The organism is Saccharopolyspora griseoalba (assembly GCF_042665275.1).
GTDB classification, from domain to species: Bacteria; Actinomycetota; Actinomycetes; order Mycobacteriales; family Pseudonocardiaceae; genus Saccharopolyspora; species Saccharopolyspora griseoalba.
On record NZ_JBHTCJ010000009.1, the window covers coordinates 84,656 to 105,727 of the forward strand.

Here is a 21,072-nt window from a genome sequence, read left to right on the forward strand (position 1 = left end):
CGCGAGGAGCAAGCGGTCTCACCGGCCCGGCGGTTGCCCTCCGCTCGGCGCGGGATTTCCGCGACGCTGCGTCAAAGTTGGGAATGCCGGTAATGTCCGGTGTCGTTGACGCCAATTTTACTCGTCGGTAGTTTGCGAAATCGCCGCGCGGCCAGAACCTTTCATTTTCACCGATGTGAGGAGAGGCCAATGAAGTCCGTCCTTGGTGGGAAGCGCGCCGTGACCGCGACGGCCTTGGTCGCCGTCGCCGCGCTCGCCTTCACCCCGCAGGCGATGGCCGCCACGTTCGACATCAACTTCGACTGCCAGGGCGACAGCCCGCTCGGTGCGGAGCAGTTCAGCCTGCAGCAGACCACCGACGTCACCGCACCGGAGACCGTCGCGCCCGGCGCGGCCTTCGACATCGTGGTGGACCCGGCCGTCAACACCGTCCCGGGGGAGGTCAACGGCAACACCGTCGAGGAGGTCCGGGACTTCGACCTCAAGATCCCGGTCCCGGCCAACTCCACCTACGTCTCGGCCGACCTGGAGGGCGGCTCCAACCTGGGCGAGAACCCGCCGACGTTCACCGTGGACGGCGGCGTGGCCACGTTGCACTTCGACGGGCCGATCGCCGGCGGTAGCGAGTTCGAGCTGCCCACGGTCACCGTGCACCTCACCGCCGGCGATTCCGGCGCGATCGAGTCCAAGCTCGCCGGCACCAGCTACGACGACCCGGGTCTGACCTTCACCGCGGTCGTCTCCTCGCTGGTCGGCGACGTCGACGTCCCGAGCGCCTGCTACCCCAACCCCAACCCGGTGCTGACCACGACCACGATCAGCTGACCGCCGAGGGCGATCCGGCGAGGGCCACGTCCCGCCGGATCGCCCCCCGCCGTCCTCCATTCCCCCAGCAGCGCGACACCGGATCCGTCGAACTTCGAAAACCCTAGAATTCGGCCGTCCGAATTCCCTTGTTCTTCGAGGGGTCAGGGGAAGGCGGTGCGGATGTCCTCGGCGGTGCGCAGGAGGGAATCGGTGTCCTCGGTGGTGAGCTGCAGGTCGACGAAGGCGTCGGCGACGCCCAGGTCGGCCAGCGAGCGCAGGTAGGCCACCAGGTCGTCGATCGGGCCCACGCCGGGGATGCCGGTGGGCAGGTCCTGGATGGTCGGGTTGATCCGGATGGCGGTGGCGACCGGTCCGCGCCCGACCGCGCGAGCCTGGTCGTCGATGCTGGCCAGCACGTGCCGCAGCGCGTCGACGGGCATCGGTACGCCCAGCCAGCCGTCGGCGCGCCGGCCCGCGCGGCGCAGCGCAGCGGGGGAGGCGCCGCCGAGGTAGATCGGCACCGGCTGCTGCTGCGGTTTCGGCTGGAAGGTTCCCCTGCTGATGCTGCTGAACCGCCCGTCGAAGCACACCGGGTCCGGGCCCCACAGCTCGGCGAGCGCGTCGAGCGTCTCGTCCAGCCGCGCGCCGCGCTCGGTCCACGGAACCCCCGCGGCCTCGTACTCGTCGCGCAACCAGCTCAACCCGAAGCCGGCGATGAGCCTGCCTCCGCTGAGCCGGTCCAGCCCCGCCAGGCTGCGGGCCAGCTGGATCGGCGCCCGCAGCGGGGCGCTCAGCGTGCTGGTGCCCAGCAGCGCCGAGGATGTCGCGGTCGCGGCCACGGTCAGCACCAGCAGCGGATCGAGGCTGGTGCGCTGCTGCGACGGCATCCCCGCCGGGCCCGGGTACGAGGTCTTGGGCTCGTCGGCGGCGTGCAGCCGGTCGCCCACCCACAGGCTCTCGTAGCCGAGCGCCTCGGCTCTCGCCGCGACCTCCGCGATCCGCTCGGTGTTCGCGTGCGGTCCGATCTGCGGCAGTGCCAACCCGAGGCGCATGATCGCCATCCTCTCGGACGCCGTTCGACCCGGGCAACTACTCGCCGCGCAGCAGCAGGTGCGCGGCGACGCCGGCGACCAGCCCCCAGAACACCGAGGCGATCCCGAAGGCGGTGACGTCGGCGGCGGTGACCAGGAAGGCGATCAGCGCCGGTAATCGTCCGCTCGCGTTCTCGGTGGCGTTGGCCAGCGAGGACCCGATGGTGTCCAGCAGGCCGATCCCGGCCAGCGCGGCCACCAGAGCGACTGGGAAGGCCGCGATCAGGCTGGCCAGGGTCGCGCCGAACACGCCGAGCAGCAGCCACCAGCAGCCGGAGGTGATCGCCGCCTTGTAGCGCTGCGCCGGGTCCTCGTGGGCCTCGGGGCCCATCGCCAGCGCGGCGGTGATGGCCGCGAGGTTGATGCCGAAGCAGCCCAGCGGGGCGAGCGCGAAGTTCGCCGCTCCGGTCCAGGACAGCACCGGGGAGATCGGCGTGGTGTAGCCGTGGGCGCGCAGCGTCACCACCCCGGGCAGGTTCTGCGAGGTCGTGGTGATCACGAACAGCGGTACGGCCAGTCCGATCACCGAGTGCGCCGACCAGCTGGGCCAGGTCAGCACCGGGGTCGCCAGCGCCAGGTCGACCTGGCCCAGCCGCAGCGTTCCGGTCGCCGCGGTGCCCACCACCCCGATCACCAGCGCCAGCAGCACCGCGTAGCGCGGCTGGTAGCGCTTGCCCAGCAGGTACCCCAGCAGCATCAGCGCGACCAGCCAGAACCGCTCCCGCATGGTGGTGAACAGCTCCAGCCCGAAGCGCAGCAGCACGCCGCCGAGGAGCGCGGCCGCGATCGAGGCCGGGATCAGGTTGACCGCGCGCTCGAACCACCCGGTCGCCCCGACCAGCACGGTCAGCGCGGAGGCGAGCAGGAAGGCGCCCACCGCCTGCGAGAGCGAGATACCGTGGCCGCTGCTGGCCAGCAGCGCCGCACCGGGCGTTGACCAGGCCAGCACCACGGGCGCCCGGTAGCGCCAGGACAGCGCGATCGAGGTGACACCGATGCCCAGGCCCAGTGCGAAGATCCACGAGGCGATCTCGGCCGGACCGGCGCCGACCGCGCGGGCTGCCTGGAAGACGATGGCCGCCGAGCTCACGACTCCGACCAGCGTGGTGATCGATCCCGCTGCGATCGTCGAGGCCGAAGCGGTGCGGAGACGTGGGTGCATCCGAACCCGGACCATCCGTTCTGCATGTGGAACGGAAGGATGCTAGGAGGTACAGGTGGAGCTGGTCAAGGTCGTCGGGGACAACCTCAAGGCGGCGCGCTCGCAGCACGGCTTGTCGCTGTCCGAGGTGGCCCGCCGCGCGGGAATCGGCAAGGGCACCCTGTCCGAGCTGGAGGCCGGTCGCCGCAACCCGACGCTGGAGACGCTCTACGCGCTGGCCGGGGTCCTCGACGTACCGCTGGGCTGGCTGCTGATCGCCGAGACCACCGACATCGACCGGCCCGTGGTGGTCAGCAGAGCCGGCGCGGCCGACCTGTCCGGGCAGACCGTCGACGTCGAGCTGATGGACCGCGTCGAGGAGGGCGGGCAGCGCCTGGAGATCTACCGGCTGCACGTGCGAGCGGGCTCGCGCTACGTCTCAGGCGCGCACCGGCCGCGGGTGATCGAGCAGATCCTGGTGCACTCCGGAACGCTGGTGGTGGGTCCCGGATCGGAGCCGCGGACGCTCGGCGCCGGCGACTACATCCGCTTCGAGGGCACCGGCGAGCACGTGTACCAGGCACCCGAGGGCGACGTCGTCGCCACGCTGGTGATGCGCTACCCGTGAGCGGCAGCGCGAGGGCGAGATGCCGAAGAGGCCCTCCGGGACGGGGGACCGGAGGGCCTCTTCGCGGGGGACCGGCGCCGCGTCGCGTCGGGGTGCGCTGCGGTGCCGGGTGGGGGAGGTGAAGGGCGCGCGGCTGCGCCGGACGCGCTCTTCACCTGGTCGGGAACGCGCTCAGGCGTTGTCCTCCTTGAGCATGTCCGAGCACTTCTCGCCGATGGCCATCGTGGTGATGTTCGGGTTGACCGTCACCAGGAACGGCATCGCCGAGGCGTCGGCCACGCGCAGCCCCTGCACGCCCTTGACCCGCAGCCGCGCGTCCAGCGGCTTGATGCTGTCGTCGTCCGGGCCCATCGGGCAGGACGCCGCCGGGTGGTACACGGTGTTGTGCGTGCGCTTGATGTAGTCGGCGATCTCGTCGTCGGTCTGCACGTCCTTGCCGGGGAAGAGCTCCTCGCCGGCCCACTCCTGCATCGGCGACTGCGCGACGATCTTGCGGGCCAGCTTGATGCCCTCGGTCATCACCCGCATGTCGTGGCCGTCCGGGTCGGTGAAGTACTTCGGGTCGACCTTGGCCTTGTCCCGGAAGTCCCGGCTGCGCAGCCGCACGGTGCCGGTCGAGCGCGCGCGGGTGACGTTCGGCGTCAGGCAGAACGAGTTCTCCGAGGTCGGGTAGCCCTGGCGCACGGTGTGCATGTCGAAGGGCACCGAGCCGTAGTGGAACATCAGGTCCGGGCGGTCCAGGCCGTCCTCGGTCTGGGTGAAGATGCCGATCTCCCACCACTGGGTGGAGTCCTGCACCATCGGCTTCTTGGCCTCCCAGCTGATGACGCCCTCGGGGTGGTCCTCCAGCGTGGAGCCGACGCCGGGCGAGTCGACCAGCACGTCGATGCCGAACTCGCGCAGGTGCTCGGCCGGGCCGATGCCCGAGAGCATCAGCAGCTTCGGCGTGTCGATCGCGCCGGTGGACAGCACGACCTCCTTGCGCGCGGTGACCGAGCGGGTGTGGATCTGGTCCTCGTCGAGGTACTGCACGCCGGTCGCGCGATTGCCGTCGAAGTCGACCTTCTTGGCCCAGGCGTTGGTGCGGATCTCCAGGTTCGGCCGGTCCATGATCGGGTGCAGGTAGGACACCGACGAGGACGAGCGGGTGCCGTCCTCCTTGGCGTTGATCTGGAAGAAGTTGGCGCCGTTGGTGACCGTGCTGCCCGAGTTGAACTGGGTGGTCGGGATGCCCTGCGCCGCGCAGGCTTCCAGCAGCGCGCGGCCGGTCGGGTCGTTCGGCGGCACGGTGCGGATGTTCACCGGGCCGCTGCGGCCGTGGTGGTCGCCCTCGCCGTCGTTGGTCTCCAGCCGCTCGTACAGCGGGTAGACGTCCTTGCTGCCCCAACCCGGCAGGCCCATCGACTCCCACTCGTCGAGGTCCTCGGCTGGCGCCCAGAAGGCGATGCAGGAGTTGTGCGAGGAGCAGCCGCCGAGCACGCGGGCCCGGGCGTGCCGCATGAACGAGTTGCCGTTCTCCTGCGGCTCGATCAGGTAGTCCCAGTCGTAACCGGACTCCAGCAGCGCCATCCACTTCTTGAGCTCGAGGACGTTGCCGTCGCCCACATCGGACGGTCCCGCTTCGAGCAGGCAGACGGTGGTGTTCGGGTCTTCCGACAGCCGGGCCGCGACCGCGGCACCCGCGCTGCCGCCGCCCACCACGACGTAGTCGAACTGATCGGTCATGGTTCAACTAATCCTTTCGATTCAGACGAGGGCCTTGGCCTCGCTGTCGTTCGCGGTGTCGTCCGGAGCCGACGCCGCGTGCTCGGCGAGCACACCCACCTTGTGGCGCTGGACGAACCAGTAGTACGCGAAGCCCCCGAGGGCCGCGACTCCGACGAACAGCACCGAGCTGTACTGCAGGTACCAGTGGTACGGGGGTTCGGCGTTGTAGACCTCCGCGCGCGGCCACGCGAGGTTGGCGGTCATGCCCAGACCCCACAGCACGGCCAGGACGTTGATCGGCAGACCGAGCTTGCCCAGGCCGAACCGGCCCTTCTCCCGGACCGGCTTCCACTTGCCGCGCAACCGCGCGACCAGCATCGGCACGGTCACCAGGAGGTAGGAGATGTAGATCAGGATGATCGCGAGCGAGGTGACGGCGGTGAAGATCTGCGGCTGGCCGATGTTGACCAGCAGCAGCGCCACCGCGACCACGCCGATGACCACCGCGGGGACCACCGGGGTCTGGAACCGCGGGCTCACCCGGGCCAGCAGCTTGCCGGCGGGCAGCGCGTTGTCGCGGGCCATGGCGAACATGATGCGGATCGCGGCGGTGTGCACCGCCAGCACGCACACGGTGATCGCCACGAAGATGGTCAGCAGGAACAGGCGGCCGACGAACGGCCCCAGCGCGTCGTTGAGGACGTACTGCAGGCCGGAGTTGGCCAGTTCCGGGTCGTCGAAGTTGCGCGTGGCCATCATGCCGAACAGCAGGATCAGGCCGCCGAGCACGAACGACGCGATCAGCGCGCGCAGGATGGCCCGCGGGGCGTTGCGGTGCGGGTCCACCGATTCCTCGCCCAGCGAGGCCGCGGTGTCGAACCCGTACATCACGTACGACGAGGCGATGCCCGCGACCAGGAAGGCGCTGAGATAGCTGCCGCCGTAGGCGGATTCGGCTCCGTTGGTGTCCAGCACCACCGTCGGCGGGTTCACCACGACCAGCGCGAGCGCGATGATCAGCAGCACCGCGGCGGCCAGCTCGATGAACACGCCGGTCGAGTTGATCGAGGCCATCAGCTTGACGCCGTAGGCGTTGACCAGCGTGGTGAACAGGATCAGCACCATCGCCAGCAGCACGCCGTTGATCGCGCTGTCGGTGGCGTCGGCGCCGTCGCCGATGATCTGGAAGCCGGACCAGATCTGCGGCAGGGTGTTCTGGTAGGCCAGCGCGGTCGCCGCGATGGAGACGATCGAGGCCAGCAGCATCATCCAGCCGGCCATCCAGCCGACGTGCTGGCCCCCGAGCTTCTTGGCCCAGTTGTAGATCGAGCCCGCGATGGGGTACCGCGAGGCGAGCTCGGCGAAACTCAACGCCACCAGCAACTGCCCGATGAACACGATCGGCCAGGACCACACGTAGGCGGGGCCGCCGTGGCCGATTCCGAAGTAGGACAGTTGGAAGGCGCCGGTGAGCACCGAGATGTAGCTGATCCCCGCGGCGAAGGTGTGGAAGCCACCCAGCGTGCGTTTCAGCTTGTTGTCGTAGCCGAACTCGTTGAGCTCGGCGTCGTGATTGGTGGGCGCGCTCATGCCCCGAACTCCTTCCCCGGCCGCGTCGTCTCCGGAGGAGATGCGCGGCAGCGGGTTTGGTTTTGCTTGGCGCGAAATCCCGCATGCCCGCAGTGGTGCGGGCGGTGCGGCGGCGCGCATCGGCCGCCGCACCGAACACAAGATCCGACCCTTACTTCTCCGAGAACCAGTGCTGCGGACCCGGCCGCAGGTTCTGGTAGACGTGCTTGGCCTCCTGGTACTCACCGAGGCCCGCCCGGCCGAGCTCGCGCCCGATGCCGGACTGCTTGTGGCCACCCCACTCGGCCTGCGGCAGGTAGGGGTGGAAGTCGTTGATCCAGACGGTGCCGTGCCGCAGCCGGTTGGCCACCCGCTGGGCCTTGGCCGGGTCGCCGGTGAAGACCGCACCGGCCAGGCCGTAGTGCGTGTCGTTGGCGATGCGCACCGCGTCGTCCTCGTCGGTGAACCGCTCGACGGTCAGCACCGGGCCGAAGGACTCCTCGACGACCGCGTACGAGCGCTGCTGGACCTCGTCGAGCACGGTCGGCAGGTAGTAGTGGCCGCGGGCGAACTCCTCGCCCTCGGGCCGCTTGCCGCCGGTGCGCAGCACCGCGCCCTCGGCGACGGCCTTCTGCACGTAGTCGTCGACCTTGCGGAGGTGCTCGGCCGAGATCAGCGGACCGGTCTCGGCGTCCTCGTCGAACGGGCCGCCGATGCGGATCTGCTCGGCGCGGCGCACGATCTCGTCGACCAGCGCGTCGTGCATCTCGTCCTGCACGATCAGCCGGGCGCCCGCGGAGCAGACCTGGCCGGAGTGCAGGAAGATCGCGGTCAGCGCGAAGTCGACGGCGGTGTCGAAGTCGGAGTCGGCGAAGACCACGTTCGGGTTCTTGCCGCCGAGCTCCAGGGCGACCTTCTTGACCGTCGGCGCGGCCAGCGCGGAGATCTTGCGGCCGGTGTGCAGGCCGCCGGTGAACGACACCAGGTCGATGTCGGGGTGCTCGGCCAGCGGCTGGCCCGCTTCGGCGCCGGTGCCGGTGACCAGGTTGCCCACGCCTGCGGGCATGCCCGCCTCGGCCAGCGTGCGCATCAGCAGCATCGCGGTGCCCGGGGTGAGCTCGCTGGGCTTGAGCACGAAGGTGTTGCCCGCCGCCAGCGCCGGGGCGACCTTCCAGGCCACCTGCAGCAGCGGGAAGTTCCAGGGCGTGATCATGCCGCAGACGCCGACCGGCTCGTACTGCACGCGGCTGATCGCGTCCGGGGTGCCGGTGTCGACCAGGCGACCGGCTTCCTGGCCGGCGAGCTTGCCGAAGTAGCGGAAGCACGCGGCGATGTCGTCCATGTCGTACTCGCTCTCCACCAGGCGCTTGCCGGTGTCGAGCGATTCGGCGCGGGCGTACTCCGCCTTGTCGCGCACCAGGATGTCGGCGACGCGGAGCAGCAGGTCGCCACGCTCCCAGGCGGAGGTGTTGGACCAGGAGCCGTCCTCGTACGCGCGGCGCGCGGCGGCGATGGCCCGCTCGGTGTCCGCGGCACCGGCCTCGGAGACGGTGCTGACCAGCTGGCCGTCGGCGGGGCAGATGATCTGCCGGGTGCGGCCGTCTGCGGCCGGGACCCACTCGCCGTCGATGAACAGCGTGGACGCCGAATTCTCTGCTTGCGGCATGGCTGCTTCCCCGTTTAGTCGATCGAAGTTCTTCGGTCGGCGGCGTTCACTCCGGGAGTGCACGCTCACAATGCCGCCGACGTTGACGGGCCGCCACGCGAATCATCGGCGCCGCTGTCGGCGCGGAATTCGCCAAAAGGGGAATCCACCTCCAGTGCGTTCCATTCCGTGGCTGCCTGGCGCGTTTTTCACCCAATTCCGGACGGGTCGCATTCGCGAACCGCTTCCCGCATTGGCCGAGTGCCGAGAAGGACACTAACACCTGTCATGTACATCTGTACATCATCGGGGCGCGCGGCGCTTCTGGGAGCGTGCGAAAATGCGTGGTGAACTGGGACGACGCCGATCGGGTGACGTGGGCCGCATCGCTGACCGCGGGGCTCATGGCAGGCTGGAGCGGCGCCAGCAGCAGGTTACTCGCAGTGACACAGGAGGAACCCCGAACGCATGTCGACCACGCAGCCCGAGGCCCCGGCACGCCGCAAGGACCCCGATCGCCGGGAGCGCATCGCGCGCGCCGCGATCGACGTCGTCGCCGAGCGCGGCGTGGAGAAGCTCACGCACCGTAGCGTGGCGGCCGCGGCCGGTGTCCCGCTCGGGTCGACGACCTACTACTTCAGCACCCTCGACGACCTGCTGGGCAGCGCGCTGCGCCAGGCCGCCGAGGACGACGTGGACCACCTGCGGGAATGGGCCGAGGAGCTGGAGTCGGGCCGGGACTTCGCCGCGGCCCTGACCGACCTGGTGCTGTACTACCTGGGGCCGGCGCGCGACAAGACCGCGGTGGAGCACCAGCTCTACATCGCCGCACTGCACAGGCCTGCGCTGCGCGAGGCCAGCCAGGAGTGGGACACGGCGCTGGCCGAGCTGTTCGGGTCCTACACCGATCCCGAAACCGGACGCGCGCTGTCGGCGCTGTTCTGCGGTTGGCTGCTGCAGGGGATCGTCCGAGGATCGGTGCCGAGCCGAGACGAAATCGAGATGAGTTTCCAGCGGTTGGTCCAACCGGGTACGAAAACCTGAACTCATCAGGCGTTTTGCAGCGGGTGTCCGGTCGGTCAACATCGGATGTCCGTTGCATTGCACCAGAATCGGTGCTGTTGATCTCATTCGCTCCGACCTGGAAGATGGAGCCATAGCGATCCGTGGCACCCGTGGTCCGCGATGCGGCGAGATGTCGGATTTTCCCTCCGGCGGAGCACATCGACCGGCGTTTCCGCGGGTGTACAACGGACTTGCCGCGTCGGGGCGTGGCTCGCTCCCTGAAAATTGATCAACCAGGTGGGGTGAGACCGTGGGGCACAACGAAGACCGCGAACTCGTGCCGTTGAAGGCCGATTTCGACACCGTTTGGTACGGATTCCGCCGTTCGCAGGTGAAGTTCTACATCCAGCAGACCGAGGCCGAGCTGCAGCTGGTCACCGAGGACCGCGATTCGGCGTTAAGCCAGGTCAGCGAGCTCTCGGCGCAGCTGGAGGAAACGCGCGCGCAGGTCGAGGAGCTCAAGGCCGAGCTCGACGCGCAGGCGCGCGCGCCGATCGACATGGACGCGCTGTCGGACCGGATGCGCCGCATGGTGCGCCTGGCCCAGGACGAGGCCGAGGAGATCCGGACCAGCGCGCAGGCCGCCGCCGAGCACGAGTGGGCCCGCTCCGAGCAGGCCGCCGCCGAGCTGCGCGGCCGCTACGAGAAGCTGGTCGCCGAGGCCGACGAGTGGCGGCGGCAGTCCGAGCAGCAGCGCAACGACATGCTCGCCCGCACCCGGGACGAGGTGCAGGCCATGTCGCGCGAGGCCGAGCAGCACCGCCGCCGGCTCGACGCCGAGGCCGAGGAGCGCCGCACCCAGGTGGAGCGCGACTTCGAGGTGTCCATGGAGGCGCGCCGCGAGGAGGCCATGCGGGTGCTGGCCGAGCGCGAGCAGGCCAGTCGCGAGGAGGCGCAGCGCCGGGTGCGCGAGGCGACGCTGGAGGCCGAGCGCCGCATCACCCGCGCCGACGAGTACGCCGAGACCATGCTGCGGATGCGTCAGCAGCTGGCCGAGCAGGTGCGCGGCGCCCAGGCGGTGCTGGCCAACGCCGAGCCCTTCCTGGCCGCTACCGAGACCGGATCGGACAGCGAGGCCTCGGACGGCTACGTCAGCTCGACCGTCCACAGTGAGCAGTCCGAGGACGTCGAGGTGCCCAAGCAGCGCGCCGAGGAGCCGATCGCCGCGGAGGCCGAAGCGGCCGTGTGATCCGGTCGCCGGAGCGCCCGCCCGGAGATTCCGAGGCGGGCGCCCCGCGGGCCTCTCCCGAGCTCGGCGAGAACTCGCCGAGCGCTTCCAGCGGACCGCGCCACGTCGTTTACTCGGGCGGATCAACCGCTGCGCGGGGAGGCTCGATGAACTGGCGCCGTCTGTGCACGCTCGCGGCCGCTTGGGTGCTGCTGCTGGTCGGAACCCCGGCGGGAGCGGCCCCGCCGGAGGACGTCGCGGACCGGCTGGCCGAGGTCCCCGGCCTGACGGTGGTCGGGGAGCGCCCGACCGAACCGGGATTCCGGCTGTTCGACCTGACGTTCACCCAACCGGCCGACCACCGGGACCCGCGCTCGGGGACCTTCGAGCAGCGGATGACGCTGCTGCACCGCGAGACCGCCTCGCCCGCGGTGCTCCACACGACCGGCTACGGGCTGCCCTCGAAGGTCTCCCGCACCGAGCCCACCCGGCTGATCGACGGCAACCAGGTGACCCTGGAGCACCGGTTCTTCACCCCCTCGCGGCCCGACCCGGCCGACTGGAACGATCTGGACGTCTGGCAGTCGGCGACCGACGAGCACCGGGTCATCGAGGCGCTGAAGTCGGTCTACGACCAGGAGTGGATCACCACCGGGGCCAGCAAGGGCGGCATGACCGCCGTCTACCACCGGCACTTCTACCCGCGGGACGTCGACGGCACGGTGGCCTACGTGGCGCCCAACGACGTGGACAACGAGCGGGACGCCTACGACCGGTTCCTGGCCGACGTCGGGACCCCGGAGTGCCGGAGCGCGCTGACCGAGCTGCAGCGCGAAGCGCTGCGCCGCCGGGACGAGCTCACCGCCAGGTTCCATGCCCACACCGACTCCGAGGGCTTGACCTTCGACCGCATCATCGGCGACGTCGACCGCGGCCTGGAGATGGTGGTGCTCGACGCGCCGTGGGCCTTCTGGCAGTACCGCGGGCCGCAGGACTGCGGCCAGGTCCCGGCGTCGGACGCGAGCACCGAGGAGATCTACCGCTTCCTGGACGAAACGGTGCAGTTCTCCTTCTACACCGATCAAGGCATCGAGCCCTACGTGCCGTACTACTACCAGGCGGGCACGCAGCTGGGCTGGCCGGACGTCTCCGACGACCACCTGGCCGATCTGCTGCACCACCGCGAGCTGTCGCAGCCGCGCAACCTGGTGCCCCGGGAGATCCCGATGCGCTTCGAGCCGGGCGCCATGGAGCGGGTCGACGCGTGGGTGCGCGGCGCGGGCTCGCAGCTGATGTTCGTCAACGGCGGCGCCGACCCGTGGAGCGCCGAGCCCTTCGAGCTGGGGCCGGGCAGCCGCGACTCGCACTCCTACCTGGTGCCCGGCGCCAACCACGGGGCCGACATCGCAGGCCTTCCCGATGATCAGCGGAGCGAGGCCGAGGCGACCGTGCGCCGCTGGGCGGGGGTCCCGGATGCGCCGACGATGCGCTCGGCCGAGCTGGACCGGCAGCCGCTGGAGCGCAGGCCGCGCTGAGCCGGGCGAGTGGTTCCGCGGCGCGGGCGGGGCGGCTCGCTCGGCCGATCGGCCCAGCGAGGCCCCGCGCCGGCGGCGTTGCGGGGGAATTTTCCTCGGCTTTCCCGCCGGTGCAGGTGCGGGGCGTCGAGTCCGGATGGCGGATTGATGACTCTGCGTCACCTCGATGGAGTAGTGAGCCCCGCGCGCGGGATTGCTCAATCTCAGTGAATTTGCGCCCTTTCGCCCCCGCGCATGCCGAAATAACTGCGCGTGCAAGTGGTTGTCCTCGTTCCGCATCGCGATCACGAACAGATCGCGAGATCGGCTTGTGCTGATGATCACCCGAAAGGGGAACTGCGGATGTATGCTCTCCGTTACTATCTGGTTGCGGCCAGCTGCGCCCGCGGACTGCCCCGAACGACGTCCCGATTAGGAACCGTTGATGTCCACCGACACTCCTGTGCCCCATCGCGGAGCGTTCCCGTCCTGGCAACCGGTGCTGTTCGCGTTCTTCGTCGTTCTGGTGCTTTCCGGCATCGTCAGCCTCGCGGTGGTCACCATCGGGGGTTCTGATTCCGCGGTGGTGCCGGTGTTCGCCGCCGCCTTGTCCTCGGTGCTTTCCGGCACTTCGGCCGCATTGACCCGAGCGGTTCAGATGATGCGGCACTACCGGCGCGCCGCCGCGGCCATCAACAGCCAGATGGTCGGCCTCGCCGACGAAACGCTGCCGCAGCTGGCCGACCGGGTGCGCGCGGGGGAGAGCGCCGAAGCCGCCGCAGCGGAGATCACCAACCCGCTCAGCCCGCCGCACCGCCGGGTGATCAAGGCGATGAGCAAGGAGCTCGCCGCCGCCGAGCGGATGCGCGGAGCCGCGCTGGCCACCTGCGCCACCGCGGCCGGGCGAGTGCAGGCGCTGACCACCAGCATGCTCGCCGACCTGCGCAAGATGGAGGACCGGCACTCCGACGCCGACGTGCTCGCCGACCTGCTGACCCTCGACCACAGCACCGCCCAGGCGGGCAGGCTCGCCGACAGCATCGCGGTGCTCACCGGCGCCCGCTCGGGGCGGCGGTGGAGCAAGCCGATCTCGGTGGAGAGCGTGCTGCGCGGCGCGATGGCCCGCATCAGCGACTACCGGCGGCTGCGCGTCGAGCGCGCCGGGGACAAGGCCGTGGTCGGCTACGCCGCCGAGGGCGTGATCCACGCGCTGGCCGAGATCATGGACAACGCCACCAAGTTCTCCCCGCCCGCCGAGGACGTCCAGGTGCACGTCGACGAGTCCGAGGCCGGGCTGGTGATCACCGTCGAGGACGGCGGGCTGACCATGAGCGAGTCCGCGCTGGCCCGCGCCGAGCGCGCCGTCTCGGCCGAGCCCCTCGACCTGGCCGAGGTCTCCGGCAGCCGCCTCGGGCTCGCCGTGGTCGGCTGCCTGGCCCGCAAGCACGAACTGACCGTGGTCTTCCGCGGTTCCGCGCGCGGTGGAACCGCGGTGGTGCTGACCGTCCCGCCGAAGCTCGTCACCGAACCCCGACCCGATCCCGATCCCCGACCCGAGCCCAGCCCCGAATCCGACGAAGGCTCGCCCGACCCGGAACCGGCCGAGCCCGACGAGCAGCCGAGCGCGAGCGGGTCCGACGATCCGGACGCGCTGCCGAAGCGGCGCCGCGGCAAGACGCTGCGCGCGGCGCCGGCCAAGTCGAACCGCGACGACCGCCCCGGGGCCGGATCGCGGTTCGGCGCCTTCGTCGGCGGCCGTCGCTCCTCCAGTTCGGACGACCAGCCCCGATGACGTCCCCGAAGCCCCAGATTGGAGGTGCGGGCAGGTGCTCTCGCGGCATCGCCCCACAGCCGTGATGACCCAGACTCAAGAGCTCGACTGGTTGTTGGAGAACCTCCTGAAGCAGACCCCGGGTGCCAGGCACGCCGTGGTGCTGTCCAACGACGGGCTGCGGTTGTGCCACACCGCGCAGCTCACCCTGGACCAGGCCGACCAGCTCTCGGCGATCGCCTCCGGCATCCAGAGCCTGTCCTACGGGGCCTCGGTGGAGTTCGGCACCGGCGAAGGAGGTGTGCGGCAGTCGATGACCGACTTCTACGGCGGCGTGCTGTGCATCGTCGAGGCAGGTCGCGGCGCGCACCTGGCGGTGGTCGCCGGCGAGGAGTCCGACGTCGGCGTCATCGGGCACAACATGAACCAGCTCGTCGAGCAGATCGGCGAGTTCCTCAGCGCTCCGACGCGTGCCCAGGTGTTATGACCCGCGGGCTGCTCGACGACGAGAACCCCGACCGGCTGTTCATCGTCACCGGAGGTCGCAGCCGGGCCGCCGAGGACGTCTTCGACACGGTCACCCTCGTGGTCGGGGCGGGCGAGCCGGAGGCGGGGATGCAATCCGAGCACGCCCGGATCCTCCGGTTGTGCGCGCGGCCGATCTCGGTGGTGGAGCTCTCCGCCGAGCTGCGGCTGCCGGTCGCGGTGGTGCGCATCCTGCTCGGCGATCTGCTGGCGGAGGGCAAGATCACCACGCGCGATCCGTCGGCGCGCACCACGTCGGCGGACGCGCCGAGCCCCGAACTCCTGGAGCAGGTGCTCGTTGGACTTCGGAACCTCTGAGCGCGCACCGCTGGCGCCCACCGCCGCCGAGGGCGTCAAGATCGTCATCACCGGCGGGTTCGCGGTGGGCAAGACCACCATGGTGCGTTCGGTCAGCGAGATCCGGCCGCTGAGCACCGAGGAGGCGATGACCACCGCGGGCGCGGGTGTGGATTCCCTGGCGGGAACCCCGGAGAAGACCACCACCACGGTCGCCTTCGACTTCGGGCGGATCACGCTCAACGAGCGGGTCGTCCTCTACCTCTTCGGCGCGCCCGGCCAGGAGCGCTTCGGGCGCATCTGGCAGCAGTTGTTCGTCGGCTGCCTGGGCGCCGTGGTGCTGGTCGACCCGCGACGGCTGGCCGACTCCTGGTACGCCATCGACCGGCTGGAGCACGACGGGACGCCGTTCCTGGTGGCGCGGAACAACTTCGGCGTTCCGCGGCACGACCTGGCGCAGCTGCGCGACGCGCTGGACCTGCCCGGATCGGTGCCGCTGGTGGACTGCGACGCGCGAGATCGCGAGTCGAGCAAGCAGGTGCTGATCCGGCTGGTCGAGCACCTGCGCGAGCTGGTGCTCTCGCGCGAGGTGGGGGAGTGAGCGCGCCCGCGGACGCGCTCGCCCTGTTCGGCGCGAGGTTCCAGCGCGACCCGGCCGGGGTGTACCGCGAGCTGCGCGAGCGGCACGGCCCGGTCGCGCCGGTCCGGCTGGAGGGCGGGGTGCCGGCTTGGTGCGCGCTCGGATACCGGGAGGTCCACCAGGTCACCGGCGACCCCGAGCTGTTCAGCCGCGATCCGCGGTGGTGGAACCGCTGGCACCAGGTCCCGGAGAACTGGTCGCTGCGCCCCTTCGTCGAACCGCGGCCCTCGACGCTCCTGGTCGAGGCCGCCGGGCACCGCACCCGCGGGCACGCCGTGCACGAGGCGCTGGCCGGGGTGGACGCGGTCTGGCTGACCGCGCAGCTGCAGGACTGCTGCGACGTGCTCGTCGACCGCTTCGCCGGTCGCGGCTACGCCGACCTGGTCGTGGAGTACACCCACCGGATCCCGCTGTGGGCCGTGGTCCGCGTCTGCGGGCTGCCCGAGGGCGAGGTCCCGATGCTCACCCACGACGTGGCGCTGTCCGGGCAGGAGGGCGAGGAGGCGGTGCGCGCCTACGAGCGCACCATGGCGCGGATGCGCTGGCTGGTCGCCGAGCGCCGCACCGAACCGGTCGACGACCTGCCCTCCCGGCTCGTCGCGCACCCCGCCGCGCTCTCCGACGCCGAGATCGCGGCGGACCTGTTCCTGGTGCTGGCCGTGGCGCACCTGACCACCTCGGACTGGATGGCCAACGCGCTGCGCCTGATGCTGACCGATCCGCACTTCGCGGTGGGGCTGGCCGGGGGCAGGCACGACGTCGGCCACGTGCTCGACGAAGTGCTCTGGATCGACCCGCCGGTGCAGAACTTCGCGGGTCGCTGGGCCACCCGCGACACCGAGCTCGGCGGGAAGGCCGTTCGCGCAGGCGATCTCGTGGTGCTCGGGTTGGCGGCGGCCAACTCCGATCCCGCGGTGCGTCCGCGGGGCTGCCCGCAGGCCTCCGGCAACCGAGCCCACCTGGCCTTCAGCCACGGCGAGCACGGCTGCCCGGACCCGGCCCGCGAGCTCGCCAGGGCGATCGCGCGCACCGGCGTCGAGATCCTCCTCGACCACCTCCCGGACCTGGCCCTGGCGGTCCCGGAACCCGACCTCACCTGGCGCCCGTCCCTCTGGCTGCGCGGCCTCACCTCCCTCCCGGTCACCTTCACCCCGCACTGACCGCAAATCCCTCGGAACCCGGCCCCCGAATGGCATGGGAATCGGGGTGCGGAATCACCTCCCATTCGGTGTCGCGCTTCGGAGGGTTTTGGGGCCTGAGCTCACCGGGTCAGGCGGTTCGACGGGGGAGGAACGCGTCGGGGGAGACGCCGGGGAGGGAGTCGATCGCTCCGCGGTCGCGGTTCTCGCAGCGTCGCGTCCGGGGTCGTAGTTCGTTCCCCGCGGGGCACGCCGGGTCGCGGTCGGCCAGGTGGGCCATGTCGAGGGGTGTCGTTCGGCTGCAGCGTCGGGTCAGGTGGTTCGCCGAAGCGGCCCTAGGTCCAGCGGTAGCGGCGTTCGGGGCGACCGGTGCCGCCGTAGCGGAGGCGGACCTCCGCCCGGCCGGACTCGACGAAGTGCTCCAGGTACTTGCGGGCGCTGACCCGGGAGAGCTCGGTGGCCTCGGCGCACTCGGCGGCCGAGATGTCGCCGCCGGCCTCGCTGCGCTCGCGGAGGATGTCGGCGACGATGCCCGCGGTCTCGCCGGACAGCCCCTTCGGCGGGGTGACGTCGCGGGTGCGGGTGCCGAAGAGCCGGTCGACGTCGTGCTGCGCGGCGTCACCGGGCAGCTCGCCCAGCGCCCGGTGCATCGAGCGGAAGCTCTCCAACCGCTCGCGCAGCGCCTCGTAGCTGAACGGCTTGATCAGGTAGTGCAGCGCACCGCCGTGGATCGCCCCGCGCACCGTCTCCACGTCCCGAGCGGCCGTGATCACCAGGACGTCCGGATCGGCCGAGGGGTGCGCGCGCAGCTGGCGCAGCACCGCCAGCCCGTCCATGTCCGGCAGGTAGATGTCCAGCAGCACCAGGTCCGGCCGCAGCTCGTCGACCGCCACCACCGCGTCCGCCCCGGTGTGCGCGACCCCGACGACCTCGAAGCCCTCCAGCCGCGCCACGTATCCGCCGTGGACCTTGGCGACCATGAAGTCGTCGTCCACCACCAGCACCCTGATCACGATTCCTCCAACGGCAGCCGCGCGGTGAACACCGCGCCGTCGGCGTTGTGCACCCGTACCGACCCGCCGCGCCGGCGGCAGATCTGCCTGGTCAGGGCGAGTCCGAGGCCGCGCTCGCCGCCGCGGGCGGCCTTGGTGGTGAAGCCGTGGCTGAACACCTCCTCGACGATCTCCGGCGCCACGCCCGGGCCGGAATCGCGCACCACCACGGTCACCTCCTCGGCGCTGCGCAGCTCCACCTCGACCCACTGCTCGGCGTCGCCCGGCACCGCCTCCAGGGCGTCCAGCGCGTTGTCCACCAGGTTGCCCACCACCGTGACCAGGTCGGCCGAGAGCGTCTCGTCGATGTCGCCGAGGTAGGTCTCCTCGGACAGCCGCAGCCCCACGCCGCGCTCGGCGGCCAGGCTCGCCTTGGCGATCAGCAGCGCGGCGGTGGCCGGGTCGTGCACCCGGGCGGTGACCTCGGCGTGCCACCGCTCCCGGTTGTGGCTGATGCGCCGCACGTAGCCCTGCAGCTCGTCGTACTCGCCGAGCTCGATCAGCCCGGAGATGGTGTGCAGCCGGTTGCTGAACTCGTGCGCCTGGGCGCGCAGCGTGTCGGTGGTGTCGCGGTGCACCGCCAGCTGGCGCTTGAGGTCGACGAGCTCGGTGCGATCGCGCATGGTGACCACCGCGCCGACCGCCGAGATCGGCATCCGGTTGAGCACCACGACCCGACCCCGGCGCAGCACGATCTGGTCCACGCCGTCGGTGCGCCCGGTGAGCACGTCGCGGGCCCGCTCGCCGAGCTCCAGCGAGTCGATGTCGCGGCCGAGGCAGTCGGCGGGCAGCGACAGCAGGTCCCGCGCCTGCTCGTTGACCAGGGTGATCCGGTTCTGCTCGTCGACTCCCACGACCCCCTCGCGCACGCCGTGCAGCAACGCCTCGCGGTGCTCGACGAGCCGGGTGATCTCCTGCGGTTCGAGCCCGAGGGTCTGGCGCTTGACCCGCCGGGCCAGCAGCACCGATCCGGCGATGCCCAGGAACGCGGCGAAGGCGAGCAGCGCCAGCGGGTTCTCCGGCGCGTTGCGCAGCCCCTGCAGCAGGTCGGGCGTCTCGCGGCCCGCGGCGACCACGCCGACGATCCGCGCGTTCTCGCCGATCACCGGCACGTGCGCGGTCAGCGCGTCGGTGCCGTCCACGCCGACCTCGCCGACCCAGGACTTGCCCTGCAGCACCGTGCTCTCGCCCAGCGGCAGCCGCTGGCCGCGCTGTCCGGGATCCGGCGAGGTCAGCACGATGCCCCGGGCATCGGTGATGATCACGTGGTCGGCCCCGGAGAGGCTGCGCGCGCTCTCGGCGAAGATCGGCAGCGCATCGCGCTGGAACCGGTCCTCCAGGCTCGCCCGCACGCCGTCGGTGGCGGCCACGTCCTCGGCCACCGACAGCATCTTGCGCCCCTCGGTGGCCCGGAAGGCGCGGTCGGTCTGCGCGACCGAGTACACGGCCACGGTCGCCAGCAGCACGAGGATGATCACCAGCTGCCAACCCAGCAGCTGGCGGGACAACGATCCCTGCACCCGCAGCACCGCGCCACCTCCTTCGGGCCGAAACGCTAACCCGCCGTCCCCGCCCGTTTCGTCGGGCCCCGCCGAAACCGCAGCTCAGGCGCGCGCCCGCGCGGGTCGCCGGGTGGATCGAGAAAGCGGCGGCTGCTCTGCTCGAACGCCGGTTCGGTGTTCCGGGTTACACAACTTTCGGAAGTGCCTTTACCTGACTAAGGGAGACACGGGCCGAGGGCGCGGTGCAGCATGAGCCAGCTCACGTTCCGACCACAATGGAGAGGCGGGATAGCCCGTGCGGCTAAGCAGTGTGCTGGCGGTCGTCTCGGCCGCGCTGCTGGTGCTGCTGGTGCCACCGCTGGTCACGACGACCGGTGGCAGCGACGCCCAAGCGCAGATCCGAGGCATGCGGGTGATGGTGCCGAACTCGCCCGGCGGCGGGTACGACATCACGGCGCGCACCGCGGTCAAGGCCATGGACGACGCCGGCCTGCAGAGCAACGTCGAGGTGTTCAACCTGCCGGGCGCCGGTGGCACCGTCGGCCTGGGCCGGGTGGTCAACGAGCGCGGCAACGGCAAGCTCGCCATGCAGATGGGCCTGGGCGTCGTCGGCAGCGTCTACACCAACGACTCGCCGGTGTCGCTGCGCGACACCACCCCGATCGCCCGGCTGATCCAGGAATCCAACGTGATCGTGGTCGGCAAGGACTCCAAGTACCGCGACCTGCACCAGCTGCTGGCGGACTGGAAGGCCAACCCCGGCGAGGTCCCGGTCGGCGGCGGTTCGTCCCCGGGCGGTCCGGACCACCTGGCGCCGATGCAGATGGCCAAGGCCATCGGACTGCCGCCCAAGCAGGTCCGGTACGTCTCCTACGACGGCGGTGGCGAGCTGCTGGCCTCCATCCTCGGCGGCAAGGTCGGCTTCGGCGTCTCGGGCATCGGCGAGTACCGCGACCAGATCGAGGCCGGCGAACTGCGCGTGCTGGCCGTCACCGGCCCCAACCGGCTGCCCGGCATCGACGCGCCGACGCTCAAGGAGTCCGGTGTGGACGTCGAGTTCACCAACTGGCGCGGCGTCGTCGCTCCGCCCGGACTGTCCGAAGCGGACCGCCAGCGGTTGGTCGAGCTCTACGAGCGGCTGCACGAGACCCCGGAGTGGAAGGAAGCGATGAAGCGCAACGGCTGGGAGGACGCCTTCCAATCGGGTCCTGAGTTCGGCGCCTTCCTCAAGGAGCAGAACGACCGGGTGGAGTCGGTGCTCAAGGAGTTGGGGCTGGCATGACGCAGACGCAGACCGCTCCCGAGACCAAGACCGCGAAGAACTGGTTCAAGGGACGTTCCGAGCTGGGCCTGAGCGCCCTGCTGGCCGCGCTCGGCGTGCTGGTGCTCGTCGACACCGCGGCGATGACCACCGATTTCACCCAGCGCGGGCCGGTCGGCCCGAAGACCGTGCCGACCGTGGTCGGCGTCCTGCTCCTGGTGGTCGCGGCGCTGCTGGCCCGCGACGTGCTGCGCGGCGGCCGCGGTGAGTCCGAGACCGGCGAGGACGTCGACCCGTCCGCGCCGAGCGACTGGCGCACCGTGCTGCTGCTGTCGGCGGCCTTCCTGTCCAACGCGGTGCTGATCAAGATCATCGGGTTCCCGCTGTCCGGGATGATCCTGTTCTGGGGCTGCGCGTACGCGCTGGGCAGCCGCAACACCGTCCGCGACCCGCTGATCGCCGCGGTGCTGTCGGTGGTCACCTACGTGGCGTTCAACAACCTGCTCGGTGTCCCCCTGCCCGGCGGCCCGCTGATGGGGGTGCTGTAACC

Annotated in this window: 19 protein-coding genes; 12 read left to right on the top strand and 7 right to left on the bottom strand. The window is 70.8% G+C overall.

The window, feature by feature from the left end; all coding sequences use genetic code 11:
* The first annotated feature begins 189 nt into the window (after positions 1-189).
* Complete coding sequence (locus ACFQRI_RS18080; RefSeq protein WP_380670077.1) at positions 190-825, top strand: cyclase; 636 nt, start codon at positions 190-192, stop codon at positions 823-825.
* A gap of 143 nt (positions 826-968) precedes the next feature.
* On the opposite strand, the gene ACFQRI_RS18085 is transcribed toward ACFQRI_RS18080, so the two are convergent.
* Together ACFQRI_RS18085 and ACFQRI_RS18090 are read right to left on the bottom strand one after the other, a co-directional pair.
* A complete protein-coding gene (locus tag ACFQRI_RS18085; RefSeq protein ID WP_380670079.1) occupies positions 969-1,859 on the bottom strand; it encodes a TIGR03619 family F420-dependent LLM class oxidoreductase in 891 nt (296 codons plus the stop codon).
* 37 nt (positions 1,860-1,896) lie between these two features.
* Positions 1,897-3,060 (bottom strand): benzoate/H(+) symporter BenE family transporter, encoded by a 1,164-nt coding sequence (locus ACFQRI_RS18090; RefSeq protein WP_380670081.1) that lies wholly within the window; start codon positions 3,058-3,060, stop codon positions 1,897-1,899.
* Positions 3,061-3,115: 55 nt separating this feature from the next.
* On the opposite strand from ACFQRI_RS18090, the gene ACFQRI_RS18095 reads away from it, so the two are divergent.
* Positions 3,116-3,667 (top strand): helix-turn-helix domain-containing protein, encoded by a 552-nt coding sequence (locus tag ACFQRI_RS18095; RefSeq protein WP_380670083.1) that lies wholly within the window; start codon positions 3,116-3,118, stop codon positions 3,665-3,667.
* A gap of 171 nt (positions 3,668-3,838) precedes the next feature.
* On the opposite strand, the gene ACFQRI_RS18100 is transcribed toward ACFQRI_RS18095, so the two are convergent.
* The 3 genes from ACFQRI_RS18100 to ACFQRI_RS18110 all read right to left on the bottom strand — a co-directional run bounded on the left by ACFQRI_RS18100 (position 3,839) and on the right by ACFQRI_RS18110 (position 8,609).
* A complete protein-coding gene (locus tag ACFQRI_RS18100) occupies positions 3,839-5,392 on the bottom strand; it encodes a GMC family oxidoreductase (RefSeq protein WP_380670085.1) in 1,554 nt (517 codons plus the stop codon).
* Between the two features lie 21 nt (positions 5,393-5,413).
* On the bottom strand, positions 5,414-6,964 hold the full coding sequence (locus tag ACFQRI_RS18105; RefSeq protein WP_380670087.1) for an APC family permease: 1,551 nt from the start codon (positions 6,962-6,964) through the stop codon (positions 5,414-5,416).
* Positions 6,965-7,115: 151 nt separating this feature from the next.
* Positions 7,116-8,609, bottom strand: a complete 1,494-nt coding sequence (locus ACFQRI_RS18110; RefSeq protein WP_380670089.1) for an aldehyde dehydrogenase family protein — start codon at positions 8,607-8,609, stop codon at positions 7,116-7,118.
* A gap of 447 nt (positions 8,610-9,056) precedes the next feature.
* Here ACFQRI_RS18110 and ACFQRI_RS18115 point away from each other — a divergent pair, with 447 nt between their 5' ends.
* The 8 genes from ACFQRI_RS18115 to ACFQRI_RS18150 all read left to right on the top strand — a co-directional run bounded on the left by ACFQRI_RS18115 (position 9,057) and on the right by ACFQRI_RS18150 (position 16,728).
* Positions 9,057-9,632 carry a TetR/AcrR family transcriptional regulator gene (locus ACFQRI_RS18115; protein WP_380670091.1) on the top strand — a complete coding sequence of 192 codons (576 nt, stop codon included), beginning with the start codon at positions 9,057-9,059 and terminating at the stop codon, positions 9,630-9,632.
* A gap of 271 nt (positions 9,633-9,903) precedes the next feature.
* Positions 9,904-10,842, top strand: coding sequence for a coiled-coil domain-containing protein (locus ACFQRI_RS18120; RefSeq protein WP_380670093.1), 939 nt, complete (start codon positions 9,904-9,906; stop codon positions 10,840-10,842).
* Positions 10,843-10,988: 146 nt separating this feature from the next.
* The gene (locus ACFQRI_RS18125; protein WP_380670095.1) at positions 10,989-12,356 is read left to right on the top strand and encodes a S28 family serine protease; all 1,368 of its coding nucleotides are present in this window, start codon (positions 10,989-10,991) and stop codon (positions 12,354-12,356) included.
* A gap of 424 nt (positions 12,357-12,780) precedes the next feature.
* Positions 12,781-14,127, top strand: coding sequence for a sensor histidine kinase (locus tag ACFQRI_RS18130; protein ID WP_380670097.1), 1,347 nt, complete (start codon positions 12,781-12,783; stop codon positions 14,125-14,127).
* A gap of 64 nt (positions 14,128-14,191) precedes the next feature.
* Positions 14,192-14,593: a roadblock/LC7 domain-containing protein gene (locus ACFQRI_RS18135; protein ID WP_380670099.1), complete on the top strand. Its 402-nt coding sequence runs from the start codon at positions 14,192-14,194 to the stop codon at positions 14,591-14,593.
* On the top strand, positions 14,590-14,949 hold the full coding sequence (locus ACFQRI_RS18140) for a DUF742 domain-containing protein (RefSeq protein WP_380670101.1): 360 nt from the start codon (positions 14,590-14,592) through the stop codon (positions 14,947-14,949). The genes ACFQRI_RS18135 and ACFQRI_RS18140 overlap by 4 nt, the downstream gene beginning before the upstream one ends.
* Positions 14,930-15,529, top strand: coding sequence for a GTP-binding protein (locus ACFQRI_RS18145; RefSeq protein ID WP_380670102.1), 600 nt, complete (start codon positions 14,930-14,932; stop codon positions 15,527-15,529). Before ACFQRI_RS18140 ends, ACFQRI_RS18145 begins: the two co-directional genes overlap by 20 nt.
* Positions 15,526-16,728, top strand: a complete 1,203-nt coding sequence (locus tag ACFQRI_RS18150) for a cytochrome P450 (RefSeq protein WP_380670104.1) — start codon at positions 15,526-15,528, stop codon at positions 16,726-16,728. Before ACFQRI_RS18145 ends, ACFQRI_RS18150 begins: the two co-directional genes overlap by 4 nt.
* Before the next feature lie 314 nt (positions 16,729-17,042).
* Here ACFQRI_RS18150 and ACFQRI_RS18155 read toward each other — a convergent pair whose 3' ends face one another.
* Complete coding sequence (locus ACFQRI_RS18155) at positions 17,043-17,720, bottom strand: response regulator (protein ID WP_380670106.1); 678 nt, start codon at positions 17,718-17,720, stop codon at positions 17,043-17,045.
* Positions 17,717-19,288, bottom strand: coding sequence for a sensor histidine kinase (locus ACFQRI_RS18160; RefSeq protein WP_380670108.1), 1,572 nt, complete (start codon positions 19,286-19,288; stop codon positions 17,717-17,719). The genes ACFQRI_RS18155 and ACFQRI_RS18160 overlap by 4 nt, the downstream gene beginning before the upstream one ends.
* A 268-nt stretch (positions 19,289-19,556) precedes the next feature.
* Between ACFQRI_RS18160 and ACFQRI_RS18165 the strand changes: the two genes are divergently transcribed.
* Both ACFQRI_RS18165 and ACFQRI_RS18170 read left to right on the top strand, forming a co-directional pair.
* The gene (locus ACFQRI_RS18165; protein ID WP_380670110.1) at positions 19,557-20,543 is read left to right on the top strand and encodes a Bug family tripartite tricarboxylate transporter substrate binding protein; all 987 of its coding nucleotides are present in this window, start codon (positions 19,557-19,559) and stop codon (positions 20,541-20,543) included.
* On the top strand, positions 20,540-21,070 hold the full coding sequence (locus ACFQRI_RS18170; RefSeq protein ID WP_380670112.1) for a tripartite tricarboxylate transporter TctB family protein: 531 nt from the start codon (positions 20,540-20,542) through the stop codon (positions 21,068-21,070). Before ACFQRI_RS18165 ends, ACFQRI_RS18170 begins: the two co-directional genes overlap by 4 nt.
* Positions 21,071-21,072: the final 2 nt, after the last annotated feature.